General features: G+C 46.1%; 20 protein-coding genes. 8 read left to right on the top strand and 12 right to left on the bottom strand.

Annotation, left to right across the window (positions count from 1 at the left end; translation table 11 throughout):
* Positions 1 to 10: 10 nt before the first annotated feature.
* The 4 genes from E5342_RS05725 to rsmH are packed head-to-tail and all read right to left on the bottom strand — an operon-like array spanning position 11 to position 4971.
* Complete coding sequence (locus E5342_RS05725) at positions 11 to 1471, bottom strand: UDP-N-acetylmuramoyl-L-alanyl-D-glutamate--2,6-diaminopimelate ligase (RefSeq protein WP_121736690.1); 1461 nt, start codon at positions 1469 to 1471, stop codon at positions 11 to 13.
* 2 nt (positions 1472 to 1473) lie between these two features.
* Entirely contained in the window at positions 1474 to 3669 is a 2196-nt protein-coding gene (locus E5342_RS05720) for a penicillin-binding protein (RefSeq protein WP_135959005.1), read from the bottom strand.
* Positions 3670 to 3687: 18 nt separating this feature from the next.
* The gene (locus tag E5342_RS05715) at positions 3688 to 4041 is read right to left on the bottom strand and encodes an FtsL-like putative cell division protein (protein ID WP_121736710.1); all 354 of its coding nucleotides are present in this window, start codon (positions 4039 to 4041) and stop codon (positions 3688 to 3690) included.
* 12 nt (positions 4042 to 4053) lie between these two features.
* Positions 4054 to 4971, bottom strand: a complete 918-nt coding sequence (rsmH, locus tag E5342_RS05710; RefSeq protein WP_121736689.1) for a 16S rRNA (cytosine(1402)-N(4))-methyltransferase RsmH — start codon at positions 4969 to 4971, stop codon at positions 4054 to 4056.
* A gap of 476 nt (positions 4972 to 5447) precedes the next feature.
* Here rsmH and E5342_RS05705 point away from each other — a divergent pair, with 476 nt between their 5' ends.
* The 3 genes from E5342_RS05705 to cls all read left to right on the top strand — a co-directional run bounded on the left by E5342_RS05705 (position 5448) and on the right by cls (position 8826).
* Positions 5448 to 6272, top strand: coding sequence for a 1-acyl-sn-glycerol-3-phosphate acyltransferase (locus E5342_RS05705; protein ID WP_121736688.1), 825 nt, complete (start codon positions 5448 to 5450; stop codon positions 6270 to 6272).
* A 12-nt stretch (positions 6273 to 6284) separates the two neighbouring features.
* Complete coding sequence (locus E5342_RS05700) at positions 6285 to 7259, top strand: GNAT family N-acetyltransferase (protein WP_121736687.1); 975 nt, start codon at positions 6285 to 6287, stop codon at positions 7257 to 7259.
* Positions 7260 to 7389: 130 nt separating this feature from the next.
* Positions 7390 to 8826: a cardiolipin synthase gene (cls, locus tag E5342_RS05695; RefSeq protein ID WP_121736686.1), complete on the top strand. Its 1437-nt coding sequence runs from the start codon at positions 7390 to 7392 to the stop codon at positions 8824 to 8826.
* Here the strand turns inward: cls and E5342_RS05690 are convergent.
* From E5342_RS05690 to E5342_RS05680, 3 genes are read right to left on the bottom strand one after another with little or no spacing between them, the layout of a single operon-like run.
* Positions 8798 to 9355: an RsmD family RNA methyltransferase gene (locus tag E5342_RS05690; RefSeq protein ID WP_121736685.1), complete on the bottom strand. Its 558-nt coding sequence runs from the start codon at positions 9353 to 9355 to the stop codon at positions 8798 to 8800. The two genes, cls and E5342_RS05690, sit on opposite strands and share 29 nt — an antisense overlap.
* Positions 9346 to 10170, bottom strand: a complete 825-nt coding sequence (locus E5342_RS05685; protein ID WP_121736684.1) for a DUF3822 family protein — start codon at positions 10168 to 10170, stop codon at positions 9346 to 9348. Before E5342_RS05685 ends, E5342_RS05690 begins: the two co-directional genes overlap by 10 nt.
* 11 nt (positions 10171 to 10181) lie before the next feature.
* Positions 10182 to 10817: a hypothetical protein gene (locus tag E5342_RS05680; protein ID WP_121736683.1), complete on the bottom strand. Its 636-nt coding sequence runs from the start codon at positions 10815 to 10817 to the stop codon at positions 10182 to 10184.
* A gap of 93 nt (positions 10818 to 10910) precedes the next feature.
* On the opposite strand from E5342_RS05680, the gene E5342_RS05675 reads away from it, so the two are divergent.
* The 5 genes from E5342_RS05675 (at position 10911) to E5342_RS05655 (ending at position 15429) form a co-directional block, all read left to right on the top strand.
* Positions 10911 to 12326, top strand: coding sequence for an ATP-dependent DNA helicase (locus E5342_RS05675; RefSeq protein WP_121736682.1), 1416 nt, complete (start codon positions 10911 to 10913; stop codon positions 12324 to 12326).
* Positions 12327 to 12435: 109 nt separating this feature from the next.
* The gene (locus E5342_RS05670) at positions 12436 to 13131 is read left to right on the top strand and encodes a hypothetical protein (protein ID WP_135959004.1); all 696 of its coding nucleotides are present in this window, start codon (positions 12436 to 12438) and stop codon (positions 13129 to 13131) included.
* A 9-nt stretch (positions 13132 to 13140) separates the two neighbouring features.
* The gene (rsmI, locus tag E5342_RS05665; RefSeq protein ID WP_121736680.1) at positions 13141 to 13845 is read left to right on the top strand and encodes a 16S rRNA (cytidine(1402)-2'-O)-methyltransferase; all 705 of its coding nucleotides are present in this window, start codon (positions 13141 to 13143) and stop codon (positions 13843 to 13845) included.
* Between the two features lie 19 nt (positions 13846 to 13864).
* Positions 13865 to 14737: a hypothetical protein gene (locus E5342_RS05660; RefSeq protein ID WP_121736709.1), complete on the top strand. Its 873-nt coding sequence runs from the start codon at positions 13865 to 13867 to the stop codon at positions 14735 to 14737.
* Positions 14737 to 15429 carry a YjjG family noncanonical pyrimidine nucleotidase gene (locus tag E5342_RS05655; RefSeq protein ID WP_121736679.1) on the top strand — a complete coding sequence of 231 codons (693 nt, stop codon included), beginning with the start codon at positions 14737 to 14739 and terminating at the stop codon, positions 15427 to 15429. The genes E5342_RS05660 and E5342_RS05655 overlap by 1 nt, the downstream gene beginning before the upstream one ends.
* Before the next feature lie 131 nt (positions 15430 to 15560).
* On the opposite strand, the gene E5342_RS05650 is transcribed toward E5342_RS05655, so the two are convergent.
* From E5342_RS05650 to E5342_RS05630, 5 genes are read right to left on the bottom strand one after another with little or no spacing between them, the layout of a single operon-like run.
* On the bottom strand, positions 15561 to 16568 hold the full coding sequence (locus E5342_RS05650) for an FAD:protein FMN transferase (RefSeq protein ID WP_121736678.1): 1008 nt from the start codon (positions 16566 to 16568) through the stop codon (positions 15561 to 15563).
* A gap of 1 nt (position 16569) precedes the next feature.
* Entirely contained in the window at positions 16570 to 18150 is a 1581-nt protein-coding gene (locus E5342_RS05645; RefSeq protein WP_121736677.1) for a peptide chain release factor 3, read from the bottom strand.
* A gap of 20 nt (positions 18151 to 18170) precedes the next feature.
* On the bottom strand, positions 18171 to 19034 hold the full coding sequence (gene rfbD, locus E5342_RS05640; protein ID WP_135959003.1) for a dTDP-4-dehydrorhamnose reductase: 864 nt from the start codon (positions 19032 to 19034) through the stop codon (positions 18171 to 18173).
* 14 nt (positions 19035 to 19048) lie between these two features.
* Complete coding sequence (locus E5342_RS05635; RefSeq protein WP_135959002.1) at positions 19049 to 19597, bottom strand: DUF4924 family protein; 549 nt, start codon at positions 19595 to 19597, stop codon at positions 19049 to 19051.
* Positions 19594 to 20520 (bottom strand): Mur ligase domain-containing protein, encoded by a 927-nt coding sequence (locus E5342_RS05630; RefSeq protein ID WP_135959001.1) that lies wholly within the window; start codon positions 20518 to 20520, stop codon positions 19594 to 19596. The genes E5342_RS05635 and E5342_RS05630 overlap by 4 nt, the downstream gene beginning before the upstream one ends.
* Positions 20521 to 20576 lie beyond the last annotated feature (56 nt).

The raw sequence follows: 20576 nt of genomic DNA, 5'->3' as shown, positions 1-20576 counted from the left end.
GTCTTAAATATTATGATTGTTGTGTCGAAAAAATCTCGCGTAACTTCTCACGATCGTCAAAGTGATGTTTCACTCCCTTGATCTCCTGATAGTCTTCGTGGCCTTTTCCGGCAACAAGGATCACATCCCCTTTCTTCGCCAACATCGTAGCAGTCTTGATCGCTTGCGTACGGTCCGTGATACATAAAGTACGTTCCATATCCATTTTCGTCAATCCGGCTACCATGTCCTTAATAATATCATCCGGTTCCTCAAAGCGTGGGTTATCGGAGGTAAGGATTACCTGATCGCTCAGCTTGGCAGCCTCTTTCGCCATCAACGGACGCTTCCCCTTGTCCCGGTTTCCCCCGGCACCCACGACGGTAATGATACGTCCTTTCCCGTCCAATACCTCATGAATACCATTCAGTACATTCGTCAAGGCATCCGGCGTGTGAGCGTAATCCACGATCGCCGTATAACCGAGCGGAGACTGAATCGTCTCGAAGCGACCGGATACAGAGCGAAGCGTACTCAGCACGATCAACACCTCCTCGGGATCTTTTCCCAAAGAAACCGCAGCGCCATACACAGCCAGCAAGTTATAAGCGTTGAAACGCCCCACAAAATGCACCATGAGCTCCCGACCGTTAATAATCAAGTCGGTACCCTCGAAATGGGATTCCAATATCTTTCCTTTGAAATCGACCAAGGTACGCAAGGAATAGGCCAGCTTCTTCGCCTTCGTATTCTGCAACATCACCAAGCCGGATTTATCATCGGCATTCGTCAAGGCGAAAGTCCCGGCAGGCAGATCATCGAAGAATTTCTTCTTCGCTTTCAAGTAATTCTCCACGGTCTTATGGTAATCCAAATGATCGCGGGTCAGGTTCGTGAAAATCCCCCCGTCGAAAGACAAGCCGCTAATACGCCGCTGATCGATCGAATGAGAACTAACCTCCATAAAAGCATACTCACATCCGGCCTCTACCATCCGGGCCATCAAGGAATGAAGCGTAAGCGGGTCCGGTGTCGTATGATCCGTCGGTACCGCCTCGCCATCTATATAATTACATACCGTGGAAAGCAATCCCACCTTATGTCCCATCTTCCGGAACATCTCATATAATAAGGTAGCGATCGTAGTCTTCCCGTTCGTACCCGTCACGCCTACCAACACCAATTTCCGGGAAGGATCACCATACCAGCGGGAAACCAAAAGACCCAACGCCTCCGCCGAATCCTTCACCACGATAAACGAGCATCTCCCCTCCAAATAGGACGGGACCTCCTCGCATACGATAGCGACAGCCCCCTTCTCTATAGCGCTGTCCATATAAGCATGGCCATCCACGGCCGTACCTCTCACAGCGACAAACAAAGCCCCCTTCGTCACCCGACGAGAGTCTGATTGAATATTCGTGATATCCACATTATCCGCCCCCATCAACTCGGGAGCATCCAACGCACCGATTAAATCCCTTAATTCCATACCTATTTCAATGTTAATAATACGGTCTGCCCCTTAGACACTCGCTGCCCGGGCTGAATACTCTGCGAAGCGACCCGTCCGACCCCCGACAAGGAGACACGCAGACCGGCTTGTTCCAACAAGAAAACCGCATCTTTAGCCCCCATACCGACTACCCGGGGAACCAGTCCTTCCCGAATCGTCAGATCCCTCAATTTCACTTTATTCTCTTCTTGCTCGGCAGAAGCTACGACCCATTTTGTCTCCAAACTGTTCGTATCCACCTTAATATCCAATTCATCCAGTACTTCCTCTACCGCCCTCAGGTCGCCTCCTTTCACACGAGGTATCATCACGGCCGTCGAATCCCGTTCCATATCCCGGACATCGAACGACATATGGCTGGCATATATCTTCTCGGCAATCGCACGCACCACGCCTCCCGACATCGTACCACCCGAAGGATAACCGATACGAGGACGGCGGATCACCACGATACAAGAATACTTCGGATGATCGGCCGGGAAATAACCACAGAAAGAAACTTGGTGCCCGCTCGTGCGGTAGACACCGCCCGTAGCGATCTGCGCCGTACCGGTCTTTCCGGCGATCCGGACAATATCCGAATGAACCGCCTTACCGGTTCCTTTCTCCACGACTCCCAGCAACATATCTTTTATCAACGCCAGCGTATGATCCGAGCAGATCGAAGAGTTGATCACCTCCGGGGAAAAACTTTGCACGGTCTTGCCGTTATGTAAGATCTCTTTCGTAAACATCGGACGAACCATCTTCCCGTCGTTCGCAATCGCGTTAAAGAACGCCAACGTATTGATCGGCGGTACCTGTGTCTCGTAACCGAACGACATCCAAGGCAAGGTGGTCTTGGACCAATAACGGGTCGTATCATCCGGACGGCGTATCATGGCATGTCCCGCCCCCGGTATCTCCAGACGAAGATCCGCGTTCATACCGATACGGTACAGTCCCTCCACGAACTTCGTCGGGTTATCCGAATAACCTTTCAGGATCGTCTTGGCCACACCGATATTGGAGGAATACCAAATCGCCTGCTCCACCGAGATCCGGCCGTATCCACCTTTATTCATATTATGGTCCGTCATACGGGCTCCCTTATACATATATATACCATTGCCGACATCGACCGTATCCCCCGGATTGCATAAACCATCCTCCAAGGCCACCATGATAGAGGCCACCTTGAAAGTAGAACCCGGCTCGATCTCGTCTGCCACGGCATGGTTCTTCGTCTCGCCATATACGCCTTCACGGATACGCCCCATATTCGTGATCGCCTTGATCTCTCCGGTCTCGACCTCCATCACGACAGCCGTACCGGACTCGGCATCGATCGCCTTCAATTTATCGACCAACGATTTCTCGGTTATATCCTGTATATCAATATCGATCGTGGTACGGATATCCATGCCATCCACCGGATCTACCTCGATCACGTTCGTCCAGCCTCCACCGACACGACGAACGGAACTCAACCCGGCCTGCCCCCGCAGGAGCGAATCGTATTGCAACTCCAATCCATTCTTCCCCTTTGTAGTTCCACCCTCCTCGATCTCCCCGTAGATATCACCGATCGTACGAGACGCCAAGGTCCCGAAAGGTTTCTGGCGCTGTACCATCTCCTTCGTATAAAAACCGCTCTTATAACGTCCCAGACGAAGGAACGGGAATTTACGGATCTCCTTCAAGTCCGAATACGAGACCTTCCCCGCGTAAATCGGGAACTGGCGGCTCTTACCGCTCAGCCCTTTCAGCAGATAAGCCTTATAGCCCGCAGGCGTACGATCCTTCAATTTACGGGAAAGATAAAACGCCAACGAGTCCACCCCGTCCTTCTTGGACGTCTTGAACGTATCCAGCCAATTATACTTGGCATCCTTAGCCGGAATATACGCATCCGCCTTAAAGTCGATATACATATAATAACGAGGCACGCTGGTTGCCATCAACTTACCGTCCGACGAATAGATATTGCCCCGTCCGGGCAGCACCAAACGGTTTGGTCGTTTCTGGCTCTCGGCTACCTTCATCCATTTATCCCTCTCCACGAAGGCTGTATCAAAGGCGCGGAACAGGATTCCTACGGCCACAAGCCCCAGCAACAGCACGACTACGAAGTAACAGAATAAAATCCGGCTACCTTTAGGCTCTATTTCTTTCGGTTCGTTTTCTTCAGACATACCCATTTACACCTTATCTCACTTATATAACTCATAAGGAGGGGTTTTCGCACCCTCCAGATCAATACCTTGTTCCTCGATCAGCAACTCGATTTGCGACTGACGGCTATTGCCGGTCAACTCGGATGAGATCGACAACGCCTCGAAACGCACATCCCTCAATTGCTGTTGCAACCGGTCGATCTCACGCAGCTTTTGCATACAAGTATACCGGTTACCGATAAAGAAAAACGCCAACACGACAAGTAACACGATCATGCGCGTATGCCTCAAGATAAAATCCTCTTTTAGCACACCGCCGCCGAGTATATACCAGAACGAAAGACGTTTCTCTTTCTTCCTCGTTTTCTTACGTTGTCCGTTTTCTTCCATATCCATTTCTCCTTATACCTTCTCCGCGATTCTCAATTTGGCACTACGGGAACGGGGATTCCGTTCTACCTCCTCGTCTGTCGGGACGATCACCTTATTATTGACCAAGCGGAAAGGCGATCGCACGTTCCCGAAGAAATCCTGCTCGCATTTCCCCTCGAAGTTTCCGGTCTTCAAAAAGTTCTTTACCAGACGGTCTTCCAAGGAGTGATACGTGATAACCACCAATCGTCCTCCCGGCCTCAACACCCGCAAGGTACTCCGCAGCATCTCTTTCAGCGCCCTCATCTCATCGTTCACCTCGATACGAAGCGCCTGAAAGACTTGCGCCAAGAATTTCTTCTCCTTATCCTTCCCCGTAAACGGCTTGATCACCTCCAAGAAGTCACCGATCGTCTCTATCCTCCTTGTCTCACGGGCTTTCACCAGCACAGAGGCTAATTTCCGCGACACCTTTAGCTCGCCATATAGATAAAACACGTCGGCCAGCGCCTCCTCCGTATAATTATTCACGATATCGGCGGCGGTCTGCCCGGCACGCGTATTCATCCGCATATCCAACGCTCCGTCGAAACGGAAAGAGAAACCGCGATCCTTATCGTCGAAATGATGGGAAGAGACACCTAAATCCGCCAGCAGACCGTCCACCTCCCCGCTTTCTCCGTAGTAACGCATAAAATTATACAAATAACGGAAATTACTGCGCACGAAAGTGAATCGTGGGTCTGCCGGAACATTATGCTCGGCGTCCGCATCTTGGTCAAAGCCGTAAAGTTCGCCCTCGCTACCCAACCGTTTCAAGATCTCGCGGGAATGTCCTCCACCGCCAAACGTAACATCCACGTAAATCCCGGCGGGACGGATATCCAATCCCTCCAGACTTTCCCGCAGCATTACCGGTACATGATAGCAACTATCTTTTTCTTCCATTCGTCGTTCTTACGTTAAACTTCCTCTTAAAATCAAGCGCCGTACTCCTTTGATACGCACGCACATGCCTTATCAGTGGGTAAAAGTACACATTTCCCAAATTACCCGCCAACATTTATATAAGAAAAGTAGGAAAAAGTTATCAACAGGTCGTTAACCCTTCGTCTTTTCGCCCTTATATCTTATGCTTTTCATCGGTATCCGCTAGCCTATTCTTCCTTTCTCTTTCATCTTCTAACGGCTGTTGGACGATCATGCAACAGCTGGTAGATGATCTTCCAACAGCTGTTGCATGATCGTCCAACAGCCGTTAGATAATCATTGATTAATCACCCGGCGGCTAACCTCCTTAATGGAAGCGGCTAAAAGACCAAGGGGAAATGACTAAGACAGCTGGTGAAAAAGCAAAAACTTCGCTCAAACCTCTCTCATTTTAATTATTAACTTTATCTTTGTCCCCCGACAAGCTTACATAGATGGCAAAACAAGGTGTGACAAAGATAGATATTAAGCAAGTATTGGCACAAAAGGCGCCCAAGGCGTCACGCAAGATCCCGGGATTTATCGTGGACTACTTGATTCGCACGGTTCACCAAGAGGAGCTGAATGATATACTGACCCGTTATCACGATAAAGAAGGGGTGGATTTCATGCGTGAGCTTATCGGCTATTTTGATCTTACCCTTGATCTGGTACATGAGGAAAACATCCCGGCCGAAGGGCGCTATATCTTCGCCTCCAACCATCCGCTCGGAGGATTGGACGGTATCTGTCTCTCCGCCGTTATCGGTTCCCGGTTCGAAGGCCGTATTAAGTATCCGGTCAATGATTTATTGCTTTATCTCTCCAATCTAAAATCCATCTTTGTACCGATCAACAAACACGGTGCCCAAGGAAAGGACAACGCACGGATGCTGGAGAAGGCTTTCGCCTCGGACGACCAGATCATCACGTTCCCTGCAGGTCTGTGTTCCCGCAAGATCGAGGGAAAGATACAAGACCCGGAATGGAAGAAGTCCTTTATACAGAAAGCGGTGGAATATAAACGGGATATCGTGCCTGTCTATTTTGACGGGCGGAACTCCAATTTCTTCTATAACCTCGCCCGGATACGCAAGGCGTTGGGTATAAAGATGAATTACGAGATGATTTATTTACCGGACGAGATGTTCCGGAGCAAACATAAGACCTTCCGGATTTACTTCGGGAAGCCTATCCCTTGGCAGACATTCGACAATAGCAAGAAACCCGTCGAATGGGCCGAGTGGATGAAAAACAAGGTTTACAAACTCAAGGATTAACAGACGAAACATATGCAAGACATTATCAATCCCATAGATAGGGCACTACTGAAGGCTGAATTGACCAAAGAAAAGAGGTTGAGAAGTACCAATAAATCAAAGAATGAGATTTATATCGTCACGGCGCACGACTCACCCAATGTCATGCAAGAGATAGGGCGTCTGCGGGAAGTCGCTTTCCGTTACTATGGGGGTGGCACGGGATTTCCGGTGGATATCGATGAGTATGACACGATGGAAGACGCTTACCGCCAACTAATTGTCTGGAGTCCGGAAGATGAGCAGATCTTGGGTGGATACCGTTTCCTTTGCGGATCGGACGTTAAGTTCGACGAGAATGGTAAACCGATCTTGGCGACCTCGCACTTGTTTAATTTCTCGGAGAAATTTATCAAGGAGATCCTTCCTTATACGGTAGAGTTGGGACGATCGTTCGTGGCCCTGGAATATCAATCCACCCGTTCCGGGGCGAAAGGTTTGTTCGTGCTGGATAACCTGTGGGACGGATTGGGAGCCTTATCCGTCGTTGATCCGAGCTTACGGTATTATTTCGGGAAGGTGACCATGTACAATACGTACAACCAAGAAGCCCGTAATATGATCCTGTACTTCCTCAGTTTGCATTTCCCGGACGCGGATCAACTGATCACTCCGATATATCCTTTGGAGACTAATATGGATGTAGAGAAGATGAAATCTCTTTTCCCTCACGATAATTTCAAGGATAACTATAAGATACTGAACCAAGAAGTCCGTAAATTCGGTATAAACGTACCTCCTTTGATAAACGCTTACATGAGCCTGTCGCCTAAGATGCGTGTATTCGGCACCGCTATCAACCATGAGTTTGGAGAGGTGGAGGAAACGGGTATCCTAATCGCTATTAACGAGATATTAGAGGATAAGAAAAAACGGCATATCGAGACGTATCTGGAAGAGGAATACAAATCCGCCGAGCTTATACGCAAGAATTTCATCGGGGAATAAGGGAAAAAGAGCGGACAAGACTTACTTACCTCATCCCCGATGGCCTACATGGCACTAAAAGATTATGGATATTTGCTATTCTCGGAAAGCATTCTTATCTTAGCCGATTATAGCGAAGAGAGAAAGTTCCATGTTAACAGCCATTCATATACAGTTAATCGTTGGTACAATATTTATCATATTGTATAGCGTCACTATATTAGGGCTGGTATTGGTTATCATTACAGAGAACAGGAACCCGCTAAAGACAATCCCTTGGGTGATCGTCTTATTATTAGCACCCGGCATCGGACTGCTTTTCTACTTCTTCTTTGGACAAGATAACCGGAAACAACGAATCATATCGAGGCGTACCTATAAACGGATCATGAAAAGGCCGCAAGAAGGTAAATTACCTCAAGACGCCTGCGTAGTTCCGGCCCCCTATAAACCTTTATCGACCTTGTTGACCAACACCAACCAATCCTCCCTCCTATACGGAACACAAATCACGATTTATACGAATGGAAACGATAAGTTCAAAGACTTGCTGGAAGAGATCCGGAAAGCGATCCACCATATCCATATACAATATTATATATTCTGTGATGACGAGATAGGGAAACAGGTGCAACAACTCCTTATCAAGAAGGTAAAAGAAGGCGTGGAGGTACGTGTACTTTATGATGATGTGGGTTGTTGGAATGTAAAAGACAGCTTCTTTAAGGAAATGAAGGAAGCAGGTATCGAGGTATATGCGTTTTTGAAGGTAGCGTTCCCCGTTTTCACCAGCAAGGTGAATTACCGGAACCACCGCAAGATTATCGTGATAGACGGTAAAGTCGGGTTTATGGGAGGCATGAATATAGCCGACCGATACGATAAGGGAACCTCTTGGGGCACATGGAGGGATACGCATTTCAAATTCGAAGGGAAAGGAGTGCACGGACTTCAATCCGTATTCCTCATCGATTGGTACGTGGTTAGTAAAAAACTCTTGAACGATCGGATTTACTATCCGGCTGCCCAAATCTATAGCGATAATATTATGCAAATCGCCACAAGCGGTCCGGTAGGTCAATGGAGAACCTTGTTGCAAGCAACTATTTTCTTGATCGCCAACGCCAAGAAATATATCTTTATACAAACCCCTTATTTCCTGCCTACCGAGGGATTGAACCAAGCGTTGCAAACCGCTGCCTTGGGGGGAGTGGATGTTCGCTTGATGCTGCCTAAGCGTTCCGATACACGCTCAGCGAATATGGCCAGTCATTCCTTTATCGACGAGATGGTAAAGGCCGGCGTAAAAGTATACCTCTACAAACCGGGCTTCCTGCATTCCAAGCTAGTCGTGTCCGATGACGCATTGACAAGCATCGGGTCCGCCAATATGGACTTCCGTAGCTTTGAGCACAACTTCGAGATTAACGCCTTCGTATATCAAAAGGAATTCGCCCTGCAAATGAAACGCATCTTTACACACGACATGCATCACTGCGAGCGCCTGATCCCTTCCCGCTGGTTAAAGCGCCCGCTCAAACAACGCATGGCGGAATCATTTATGCGTCTGTTTTCTCCTCTTCTTTAAGGAAGATGCTAAAGTTCACGGAACCATACACCCGATGCTGGTAGAAATAAGGCAAAGAAGAGAAATCATTGGTCTTCGGATGCTCCATGATGAATATCCCTCCATCCCTTAGTAAATCGCGCTCGAAAACCAAGGCAGGTATCTCCGGCAACTCCGGCAAGGCATACGGAGGATCGGCAAAGATAAAATCGAAACTTTGCTTAGGGGCTGAATTCAAATAACGGAAAACATCCCCACGAATCAGAGTCAACGCATCCGTCTTCAGTTCTTTCGCTACTTTGGCAATAAAAGAGGCATGCGCGTTATTTTTCTCTATGGCGGTTACATTCCGGCATCCTCGTGAGATCAACTCAAAAGAGATACTTCCGGTTCCGGCAAAAAGATCCAACGCATCCATACCTTCCAGATCCACCAAATTATTTACTACGTTAAAAATATTCTCTTTCGCAAAATCCGTCGTAGGACGTGCGCTAAACGAAGAGGGCACGTCAAAACGCCGACGACCGTATATACCGCTTATTATTCGCATATTAATAAAGATATTAAATCCATAGGGGCTTTCGCTACATCCGTTCCCAACAAATAGGCTTCCGAAGGGATTTCCACCGGCTTAACATGGCGTAAATAGGCTCGCAATCGCTCCAAAACCCGCATTCGCAAGAAAGATTCCCCCACAAAATGCAACTGATCCATTTCTTGGTCTAATCCCGCCTGTTTCCATACATATAATATATAGTATACTATATCGTCCGATTGATCGATCGGGTAAGAGTTCACAAATAAGAGTTTTCCTTGAGCGCAGCACACCACATCCATCCGCTTTCGTTCTACCACAACATACATTTGCCGAGACAAGCTAGCACGACTCTCCCTTGTCCATAGTATTAGCGGATAAGTCATGCAGTGGGAGAAAAAAGGATGCAAAAGAGAACGGGAGCAAAACTCGTAAACCTCCTCGTCCACCCCAAACACCAACTTAGCCTGTTGTTCCTTCAAAGTATCGGTTAAGCAATACAATTCCGACGTAGAGAAGTTGAAATCCAATAAGCGTCTTTCCTCACCGTGCCCCCAATAATTATCAGGGACCAAGCTATATTCCGGAAACGCACAGATCACGTTAACCCGTTTATAAGTCCACGTAAGAAACTCATGGGCAAAGAAAAACTCCTTAAGGGAAGAAATGAAAGAGACCGCCCGATCGAATTCTGTCTCCCGATAAAAGAAACTTCCTCCAAGCGAGGGATCATACCCGGAAAAAGAAAGTCCACCCGACCGAAGCCGGATGGACACTATATACTTTTCCGAATTATCAGTAGTTAACGTATCAGGAATTCTGATAGTCATATGAGCACTGATTATTCCCAGTTACCTGCGTTATTGTTAATCTCTTCCAAAGAACCTACACGCATTCCAGGGAATTTACCTTGTTTCTCAGCCTTGTCGATCAAGTTATAAGTCAACTGAGGATCCATGTCACGCAAATATTCTTTGTAAGGAACCTCACAAGCGAACACTTTGATCTCATAACCAGAACCGGATTTCAACGTAGCCGTATCCATCTTGAAAGTAATCTTTTCACCCGGAACACCCGGTACATAACGCATAGCCGCTACATCATAATTCTTACCCAACAAAGTATCTTTCGCCAATACCCACATAGTATCACGTCTGATTAAACCTTTCTTAACGGCCTCTGCCTCTGTCATACCTTTCTCCAACTGCTCATCCGTCAATACACCTTCCTTGATCAAGAACGGTAGATTCTCAGTGTTCAGGAACTTCTCCAAATCGTCAAAACTACCGGCATGCGTCTTATGAATGTTCTTATACTCAATCTGAGCCTTACGGATTTCGATCAAACGAGTTTTTATCGCATTATCACGCAACTCTTTCTCATCATCATACTCTATCGGACCAGTGATGCTCTTGTAGCACATGTAACCTAGCAGTACAACTGCGGCAGCTAATAAAATCTTTAATGTAACTTTCATGGTTTGTATTGTTTTTTGAATTTATTTCGTTCGGCAAATTTAAAAAAGAATATTTAATACACTACCTTTATAGCGAAAATTATTGCAATCAAAATGATAAATAGTTACATAAGCCAGCAAATCGAACGAAATTTCCCCTATAAACCGACGGATGATCAGTTTTTAGCGCTTCATACGCTTACCGAATTTCTCTTGTCTGAGCAACCAGACAGCCTTCTGCTGATGAAAGGCTACGCTGGAACCGGAAAAACCTCTTTGGTCGGGGCTTTGGTGAAAACGCTTAACGAACTAAAGCAAAAAGCATTTTTATTGGCTCCAACCGGACGGGCAGCCAAAGTTTTCTCGGGCTACGCTGGTCAAAAAGCGTATACAATTCATAAAAAAATATATCGCCAACGGACGTTTTCCAATGAACCGACGGGCTTCATGCCGGCAGATAATCTACATAAAGATACACTCTTTATCGTCGACGAGGCTTCTATGATCGCCAACGAGGGGTTGGATTCATTTGTTTTTGGTTCCGGACGCTTGCTAGACGATTTAATCCAATATGTTTATTCCGGGGAAAACTGCCGTCTTATCCTAATGGGAGATGTCGCACAGCTTCCTCCGGTAATGCAAACGGAGAGTCCCGCCTTGAATCCTGAGATATTACGAGGTTACAACCTACAGGTTTGGGAGATAGAGTTAACCCAAGTCGTACGCCAAAGCGAGGACTCGGGAATCCTGTTCAACGCTACCCGGCTACGAGACGCATTACGAAACCACACGGTCGAGATCTTTCCGAAATTACAATTAAAAGGTTTCTCCGACTTTACAAAAGTCAATGGAGATGAGCTAATTGAGGAAATATCTTCCGCCTATAGCCGTGATGGTATGGAAGAGACAATGATTATCTCCCGCTCGAATAAACGAGCCACGATTTATAATAACGGCATACGTAACCGTATCCTATACAGGGAAGAAGAACTATCGTCCGGTGATCGTTTAATGGTAGCCAAGAACAATTATTATTGGACAGCGCATTGCAAGGAGATGGACTTTATAGCGAACGGAGAGATCATTCAAGTCATACGGGTACGCCGTGTCACGGAGATGTATGGCTTCCACTTTGCCGACATCTCAGCTCGTTTTCAAGATTATGATTTGGAAATCGATTTGAAAATCCTATTGGATACTTTACAGACCGACTCCCCCGCCCTCCCTAAGGAGCTAAACGACAAGCTCTTTTACACCATATTGGAAGATTACGAGGATATTCCTACCAAGGCGGGAAAAATGAAAAAGATGAAGGTAGATCCTCATTATAACGTTGTCCAAGTAAAATATGCCTATGCGGTAACTTGCCATAAAGCCCAAGGAGGCCAATGGATGAATGTCTTTCTCGATATCGGTTATATCACGAAAGAAATGCTTGGTGAGGATTTCTATCGGTGGCTCTACACGGCTTTTACCCGGGCGACCCATCACCTATATCTGGTGAATTTACCGGACGAGTTCGTCGAATGATTTACAATATTTTAAGATCGGAACTGGCAACATTGCCAAGAAATACTTATTTTTGTTGCAAAACATACGTATGTCCGGATGATTTATAGCATCTGAAAAACATATAGAAATGGCAAACAAGGAAAAAATAGATTATCTATTGATCGATATCAGGGAGCTGGAGAAGTTGGTAGCCGGAATGAGGGACGCGGAAATTTATCCCGCCTCTTTCTTCAACCAGACTTTCCAGTTGACCCACAAGGTATTGAAGGAGCTTCATACGCTGGAGGGACTTCAGTTAGAGGCTTTGCGTAAACAAATGGAGGAACATCAACGACTTATCGATTCTATTCCCGTAAGTAAACCTTTACAGATGCCGGAGGTGCAACCGGCTCCGGAAGTATCCCCTACGATCGAGGTCGTACAGGTACAAGAACCGGTCGTTGAGGAGCCTATCGTAGTAGAACCAATTGTCGAAAAAGTGATCCCAGAAGAAAAGATCGTACAAGAGACAATTCCCTTGAAAGAGATAGAGATTCCACATAAAACTATATTAGCGGATAAATCCAGTATTTCACTGAATGATATATTGGAGAAAAAGAATCTTTCTGATTTCCGTAAGGCATTCAGTTTAAATGATCGTTTCCGCTTCAGAAGGGAATTATTCGGAGGAAATGAGGAGAAAATGAATAAGGCGATCGCAGACCTGAACGATCTTAGCTCGTACGAGGAGTCGGTCACTTATCTGAACAAGGTGTTGAACTGGAATATAGAAGACGCTTCCGTAGCCGATTTCATCAAGCTATTGGAAAAACGCTTCTCATAATTATACGATATGGCAAAATTGACTGTAGTCCCAACTCCTGTTGGAAACTTGGAGGATATGACATTCCGGGCAATCCGTGTGCTAAAAGAAGCTGATGTTATTTTAGCGGAGGATACCCGTACGACCGGCATATTGCTGAAACATTTCGAGATACAGAACAAGATGCAGTCCCACCACAAGTTCAACGAACATAAGACGGTGGAGCAAATCGCAGCCCGTATCAAGGGAGGGGAGAATATCGCCCTTGTTTCTGATGCCGGTACGCCGGCCATCTCTGATCCGGGATTCATGTTGGTGAGGGAATGTGTTCGCCAAGGGGTAGACGTAGAGTGCCTGCCCGGAGCTACGGCTTTCGTGCCCGCCTTGGTAGCGTCCGGATTACCCAATGAGAAGTTCTGCTTCGAGGGGTTCCTTCCTCAAAAGAAAGGAAGACAGACCCGGCTAAAAGAATTGGCATTGGAATACCGGACTATTATTTTTTATGAATCACCTTTCCGTCTGCTCAAGACCTTGACGCAATTCGCCGAGTTTTTCGGTACAGATCGCCAAGTATCAGTATCCCGAGAAATCTCCAAATTGCACGAGGAAACCGTACGAGGCTCCTTAGAAGAAGCAATTCAGCATTTTACCGTGAACGAACCAAGGGGTGAGATTGTTATTGTATTAGCAGGCTTAAAAGAAAAAAAGGACAAAGAGACAGAAAAAGATGTTTAACTTAACAAACAAAAAGAACATGAAGAAAGTATTATTAGTATGTGTCTGCACAGCCATGCTGGCCTCTTGTGGCCAAAATTCAGCGGATTACAAGAAACTAAAGGCAGAGAACGATTCTCTACGTATTGAGAATACGAAGAACACGGATGAGCTTAATGATATGCTCTCCACTCTAAATGATATTGAATCTGATTTTCAATCTATACGTGATGCCGAGAATTATTTGACAATCCAACAACAAACCGGCGGGGAACTAAATCTGTCACGCAGAGATCAAATCAAGCAGAACATGCAATTGATCAGCGAAACCTTGAAGAAGAACAAGGAGCAAATCAGCCTGTTGGAGGAGAAATTGAAGAAAAGCGGTATACAATCCGCCGCATTACGTAAGACGATTGATCGTCTTTCCTCCGAGCTGGATCAAAAGGCAACGATGATTGTCGCTTTGCAAGAGGATTTGGCGAAGAAGAACGTACGTATCCAAGAATTGGACGAGATGGTAAGTTCCTTGAATGAGGATGTGGAAAGTCTGGCTACTACCGCAGCCGCTCAATCCGAGAAATTGAACGCTCAAGATAAAGCCCTTCATACGGCTTACTACTGTTTCGGTACTTCCAAGGAATTGAAGGAACAGAAGATCTTATCCGGTGGTGGCCTGTTCTCTAAATCTAAAGTATTGCAGAGCGGTTTCAACAAGGATTATTTCATCTCTATCGATATCCGTGAGGTAAAAGAAATTCCTTTGTTCGCAAGCAAGGCTAAACTAAAATCCAATCATCCGGAAGGATCTTATGAGTTCGTAGAGGATGAAGACGGAAACTTGACCTTGAAAATAAATGACGAGAAGGCTTTCTGGAGCCTAGGCAAGTATTTAGTGATCGAAGTTGGATAATGATTTATAAAAGTATATTTATCGATTTGGACGATACCCTTTGGGATACGTACCATAACAATAAAGAATGCCTTGAAGAGCTATATACCGATTACCACTTTAATCGGTATTATGCCTCCTTCGAGGCTTTCTTCGATATTTATATGCCTCATAATCTAGACTTATGGGCCAAGTACCGTTCGGGGGAAATAGACCGGCAAACCTTAATCTTGGATCGATTTCTCTACGTACTTCGTCCGTTAGGAATAGAGGATAAGAAAACCGTCTTATCGGTAAATAATGATTTCTTGCAACGCACGACCACCAAAACCCGATTAGTGCCCGGAGCCATTGAATTACTGGAATATCTCCGCCCTTCCTATCGGTTATTTATTTTATCAAATGGATTTCGTGAGGTACAATTCAAGAAACTTAGCAACGCAGGCTTGGCTCCTTATTTCGAACGGATGATCCTGTCCGAGGACGCTGATATACAAAAGCCCCACAAAGGTATTTTCGACTTCGCCTTAAAGAACACGAACTCACGCCGGTCCGAGAGCTTAATGATCGGAGATAGCTGGGAAGCTGATATCATTGGGGCTTACCAATCCAAGATCGACCAGATATGGTTGAATCCAGAAGGATTACCTGCCGTAGGCTTCATCCCAACCTATACAGTCCGCTCGCTGGAAGAGATCAAATCCATCCTATAAACAGACCTTTCTTACAATGCCCATTATAGCATGCTTACGATGGGCATTATAAGCTCCTTAGAATGGGCATCATAAAGATCTTACAATGCCTATTCTAAGAACAACATCTTAACAGCTTATAAATAAATCGATTACTTATCGGCAGTCACCAGATATTGACGAAAGCCCTCAGAGTATTCCGGATGATACCCGTCTCCTATCGAATCGGAACAAATAATAAAATAGTCAAGGCCGGGCACTTTAGCGCATAAGGATTTAGCCTCCTCCGAACCTAAGACCATAAATGCGGTAGCATACGCATCAGCGGTCATGGCATCCGGGGCGACAATCGTAGCGCTAAGGATATCCCGCTGTACAGGGCAACCTTCACGGGGATCGATCGTATGGGCGTATTTACGTCCATCCTTTATATAAAAATTACGATAATTACCTGATGTAGCCATTCCTAATGGTTTCGGGAAGCTAACGATCTGCTCGAGTTCTTGATTCATGCCGGCAGCGTCATCCGTAGGCTTCGTGATCCCTAAGCGCCAATCCACGCCCGAGGGATTCACGCCTTTCACACGCATCTCGCCACCAAACTCCACCAAATAATTACGGACCCCTTTCTTCTCCAGCATCTGAGCTATCATATCGCAAACCGTTCCATCCGCCAAAGAAGAAAAGTTCATCATTAAGCGAGGATCGTCCTTCACGATGCGATCCTCTTCTAAACGAACTTTCTGAAAACCGATAAACTGACGGACACTGTCGATATAGGCAGGGGTTACGCTATCCTTCCGGCTGAAGCCAAACCCCCAAAGGTTGATCAACGGGGCGCAAGTCACGTCGTAGGCCCCATTTGTCTCAGCAGACACTTCAAGTGCCTTCTTAAAGACTTTTTGGAAGAGCGTATCTACCCGTATGTCACGGTTCTGGTTTACCTGACTGATTACCGAAGTAGAATCAAAAGCATTAAACAGCCGGTAGAAATATTTCAACTGCTCGTCAATCTCCTTATCCAATGGTTTAGTATGCTCAAACTTAATATGATAAGGCGTATGAAGCCTTCCGGATACCTCATAGTATTGGGGAGCCTGTTCACAACTTATCAACAAGATATTAACAAGTAAGCAAAGGATGGAGAATCGACTTTTCATATTAGAACTCTGATGTAAAATGGAACTTAATATCCGGAAAATCCTGTTGGGCCATCATCAATACATAGCCGGAATCCGCTAAATAAACATCACGGCCTTCCTTATCCAACGCCATATATTGCGCCTTACGTTTCTTGAAATTCTCCAATGCCTGTTGGTTATCACTCTCGATCCAGCAAGCCTTGTATAGGCTGATCGGCTCCCATTTACATTGAGCGGCATACTCATGCAACAGGCGGTATTGAATAACCTCAAACTGCAATTGTCCCACCGTACCGATAATCTTCCGGCCATTGAACTGATTGGTAAACAACTGGGCTACACCCTCGTCCATCAATTGCTCGATACCCTTGTTCAATTGCTTTGCCTTCATCGGATCGGCGTTCTCTATATATTTGAACATCTCGGGCGAGAAGCTCGGCAATCCCTTGAAATGCAATTCCTCTCCGGAAGTCAACGTATCCCCTATCTTAAAGTTCCCGGTATCCGGCAAACCGATAATATCACCCGCAAACGCCTCATCCACCACTTCTTTCTTCTGAGCCATGAAAGCCGTCGGGCTACTGAAACGCATCATCTTACCGAAGCGTACATGCTTATAGTTCGCGTTACGCTCAAAACGACCGGAGCAAATCTTTACGAAAGCGATACAACTGCGATGGTTCGGGTCCATATTCGCATGGATCTTGAAAATGAAGCCGGTGAAATTATCCTCATTCGGGTCTACCACACGCTCTACCGCATGGATCGGACGCGGCGAGGGAGCGATACGAATAAAGCAATCCAATAGCTCTTTCACGCCGAAGTTATTCAGAGCGGAACCAAAGAATACTGGAGCGATATCCCCATCCAAATACGTATTTACATCAAATTCGGGATAAACCCCCTCTATCAACTCTACATCCTCACGAAGCTTTGCAGCTTGCGTAGGATCAATATAAGTCTCGAGATCCGGACTTGTGATATCCTTGAATTCCACATTCTCCGTCACATATTGCTTACTCGGGGTATATAGGTTCAGTTTCTGCTCGAAAATATTGTATACGCCCCGGAAACGTTGTCCCATATCGATCGGCCAGCTCAATGGGCGTACCTTTATCTGTAATTCTTCTTCTATCTCATCCAGCAAATCAAAAGGATCTTTACCATCACGGTCCATCTTGTTGACAAAAACGATCACCGGAGTCTTACGCATACGACAAACCTCCATCAACTTACGAGTCTGCGCCTCTACTCCCTTGGCGATATCGATTACGATAATAACGCTATCCACCGCCGTCAAGGTACGGAACGTATCCTCGGCGAAATCTTGGTGGCCCGGTGTATCCAAGATATTAATCTTATGATCGGAATAATCAAAAGCCATTACGGAGGTAGCTACGGAGATACCGCGTTGCTTCTCAATCTCCATCCAGTCGGACGTGGCAGTCTTCTTGATTTTATTAGACTTCACCGCTCCCGCTACATGGATAGCGCCACCAAATAACAATAATTTCTCGGTAAGCGTAGTCTTACCGGCATCCGGGTGGCTGATTATGGCAAACGTTCTTCTTCTTTCAATCTCTTCTGAATACTGGCTCATTCTATTATATATGTTATCAGTTACACTTTGTTATTCATGCAGTAGGTCAAGCTAGTCTCCCAATGGGGAATCGTCAGTCCATACGCACTTTTTATCTTACCTTTGTTCAACACGCTATAATGTGGTCGGCTGGCTGGTGTCGGATAATCCTTGGTCTCTATGGGAATCACCCGGTTATCCAGGCCTGCTATTTGCAAGATCTTTACCGTAAAATCATACCAGCTACACACCCCCTCGTCCGAGAAATGATAGATACCCGGTATAAATTTACCCGCCTCGGCACGTTCCAGCACGGTAAGCATAGCGACCGCTAAATCTCCGGCATAAGTAGGCGTACCCACTTGGTCGAATATGAAACGCAACTCATCCCGCTCCTTTCCCAAACGCAATACCGTCTTCATAAAATTGTTTCCATACTCGGAATACAACCAAGCCGTACGGATAATCACGGAATCCGGACACACCTCCATCAAGACCTGCTCTCCCGCCAGTTTCGTACGTCCATATACGGAAACAGGGCAAGTCGCATCGCTTTCCAGATAAGGACGGCAACTCGTTCCATCGAACACATAATCTGTAGATACATGAATCACCTTCGCACCCACGGCATGAGCGGCCTCACCTAAGTTCCGTACCGCATCCCGGTTGATGCGCATACACAAATCCTCATGCTCCTCCGCTTTATCCACCGCCGTATAAGCGGCGCAATTCATGACATATTGAACATCATTTTCCAAGACATATTTCCGGACGGCCTCCTTGTCGCAAATATCCAACGTATCTATATCCGTAAAAAGAAAATTATAGCCGGGATACTGGCTGATACGAGCGTGGATAGAACTTCCCAATTGACCGTTCGCTCCGGTTACCAAAACTGTCTTCATGTCTATATCTATTATTAATCCTCTAGTTTAAGTTCCCCTTTCATATCTTCCCGATATTTCTCGGCGAGCAACGCCAAGAAGGAACTGATTTGTTTAATACCCTCTAACGTCTCCGCACTCACCTCTTTCCCTTGCATACGCAAAAGCAGATAGCCATATACGGCGGCGAAACAAGTTTCCAACTCCGGCAGATCCTCTCCACCCGATTTAGCCCGGAGCTGTACGATGTAAGGAAGCGTCTTATAATAAGCTGCGCTATAAACCATTTCCTTTGGAGATTTTAGAAGATGGAGGTGCAAATCGGTCAAAGTAATAATCACATTCTTGTTCAACTGGATATGGCCTCTCTCCATCACCCCCTCGCTACGCATCATATCGATCAATTCCTCGTACCATTGAGCGATCTCCTTCTTCACCTCCTCGGGCTGGTCATAATGAGCGATCACCGTGCGGTTGATCGAATCCATATCGAATTTATTCGCCCGGATCAACTCCTCAACCTGCCACATATAAAGCAGATATTCAGCGATATTCTCTTTTCTTTTTTGTCTAGCTATTATCATATCGGCAAAGATAAACTATATTCCGATAACGCTTGATAAAAATCCGCATCTTTAACGCCTAACTGCCGACAGGCCAAACGTGCCGCATTTAGATTGATCAAGAAATAGCGATTGGGTATCCGCATCGGATAGTCTCCGTAGCGAGTATGCAGAAAAGTCTGTCCGTTTTTCTCCACGACCGGATGTTCCTCAAAAGGAATAGCGGTGATATCGCTCCGGACTTCTCCCGCCAGCTGGCTGACCGTATCATCACCACCAAAATAAATCAATTTTCCTTCCCGCTCGATAGAAACAGAGAAGGATTGATACGTGGATAAATAGGCCTCCGGAGTCGCATGATCCGTTTTGGTAGACCAAGACAGGTTCGTCAGGATGGCGATATGCGGACGGTAGAATTCCAATTGGAAACGCTTGTCCAAGGCAGAAGTGATATGCTCATCCCCTTCGATCAAAGCGATACGTGCCTCATAGCTCAAATGTATCCGGTTCGGAAGTGAGTCCACCTTGCTAGTCAACGCATAGTCGAACACCAACTTTTGTCGGCGCAACGCACAGATCATCATGGAAATAATTGTCTTCTTCCCACGACTGCCCGCTACAACAACCCGTGTCTTCGACCGAGTCCGTTGAAATATAAATTCCGGAATGGATTGGATTAACACCCCCAATTCCTTAGCACGCAATAATTCCGGGTTATCTTGCTTTACTTTAGCACCCAAAACCACCGAGTGAATATCTTTTATTAATTTCTCCGGAAACCACCCATCCCCATAACAGGTACAACCTGCGTTATGAAGTCTTCCTATCATCTCTTCAGTCAGATCACAACCGGAAGCGCTTACCTCATATCCTTTTTCTCGAAGAGCTAGGGCTAGATCTAAAACCAAAGGTTCGGTTACGGAGATCAAATGAACTTTTCGCATCGTTTTGATTTTAGCGCAAAAGTACGACTTTTATAAATACCTTCGGCACAAAGAAG

Origin of the sequence: Parabacteroides distasonis, from assembly GCF_004793765.1 — a bacterium.
In the GTDB taxonomy this organism is placed as follows: Bacteria; Bacteroidota; Bacteroidia; order Bacteroidales; family Tannerellaceae; genus Parabacteroides; species Parabacteroides distasonis_A.
This window is presented reverse-complemented; position numbering and strand designations above follow the sequence as displayed.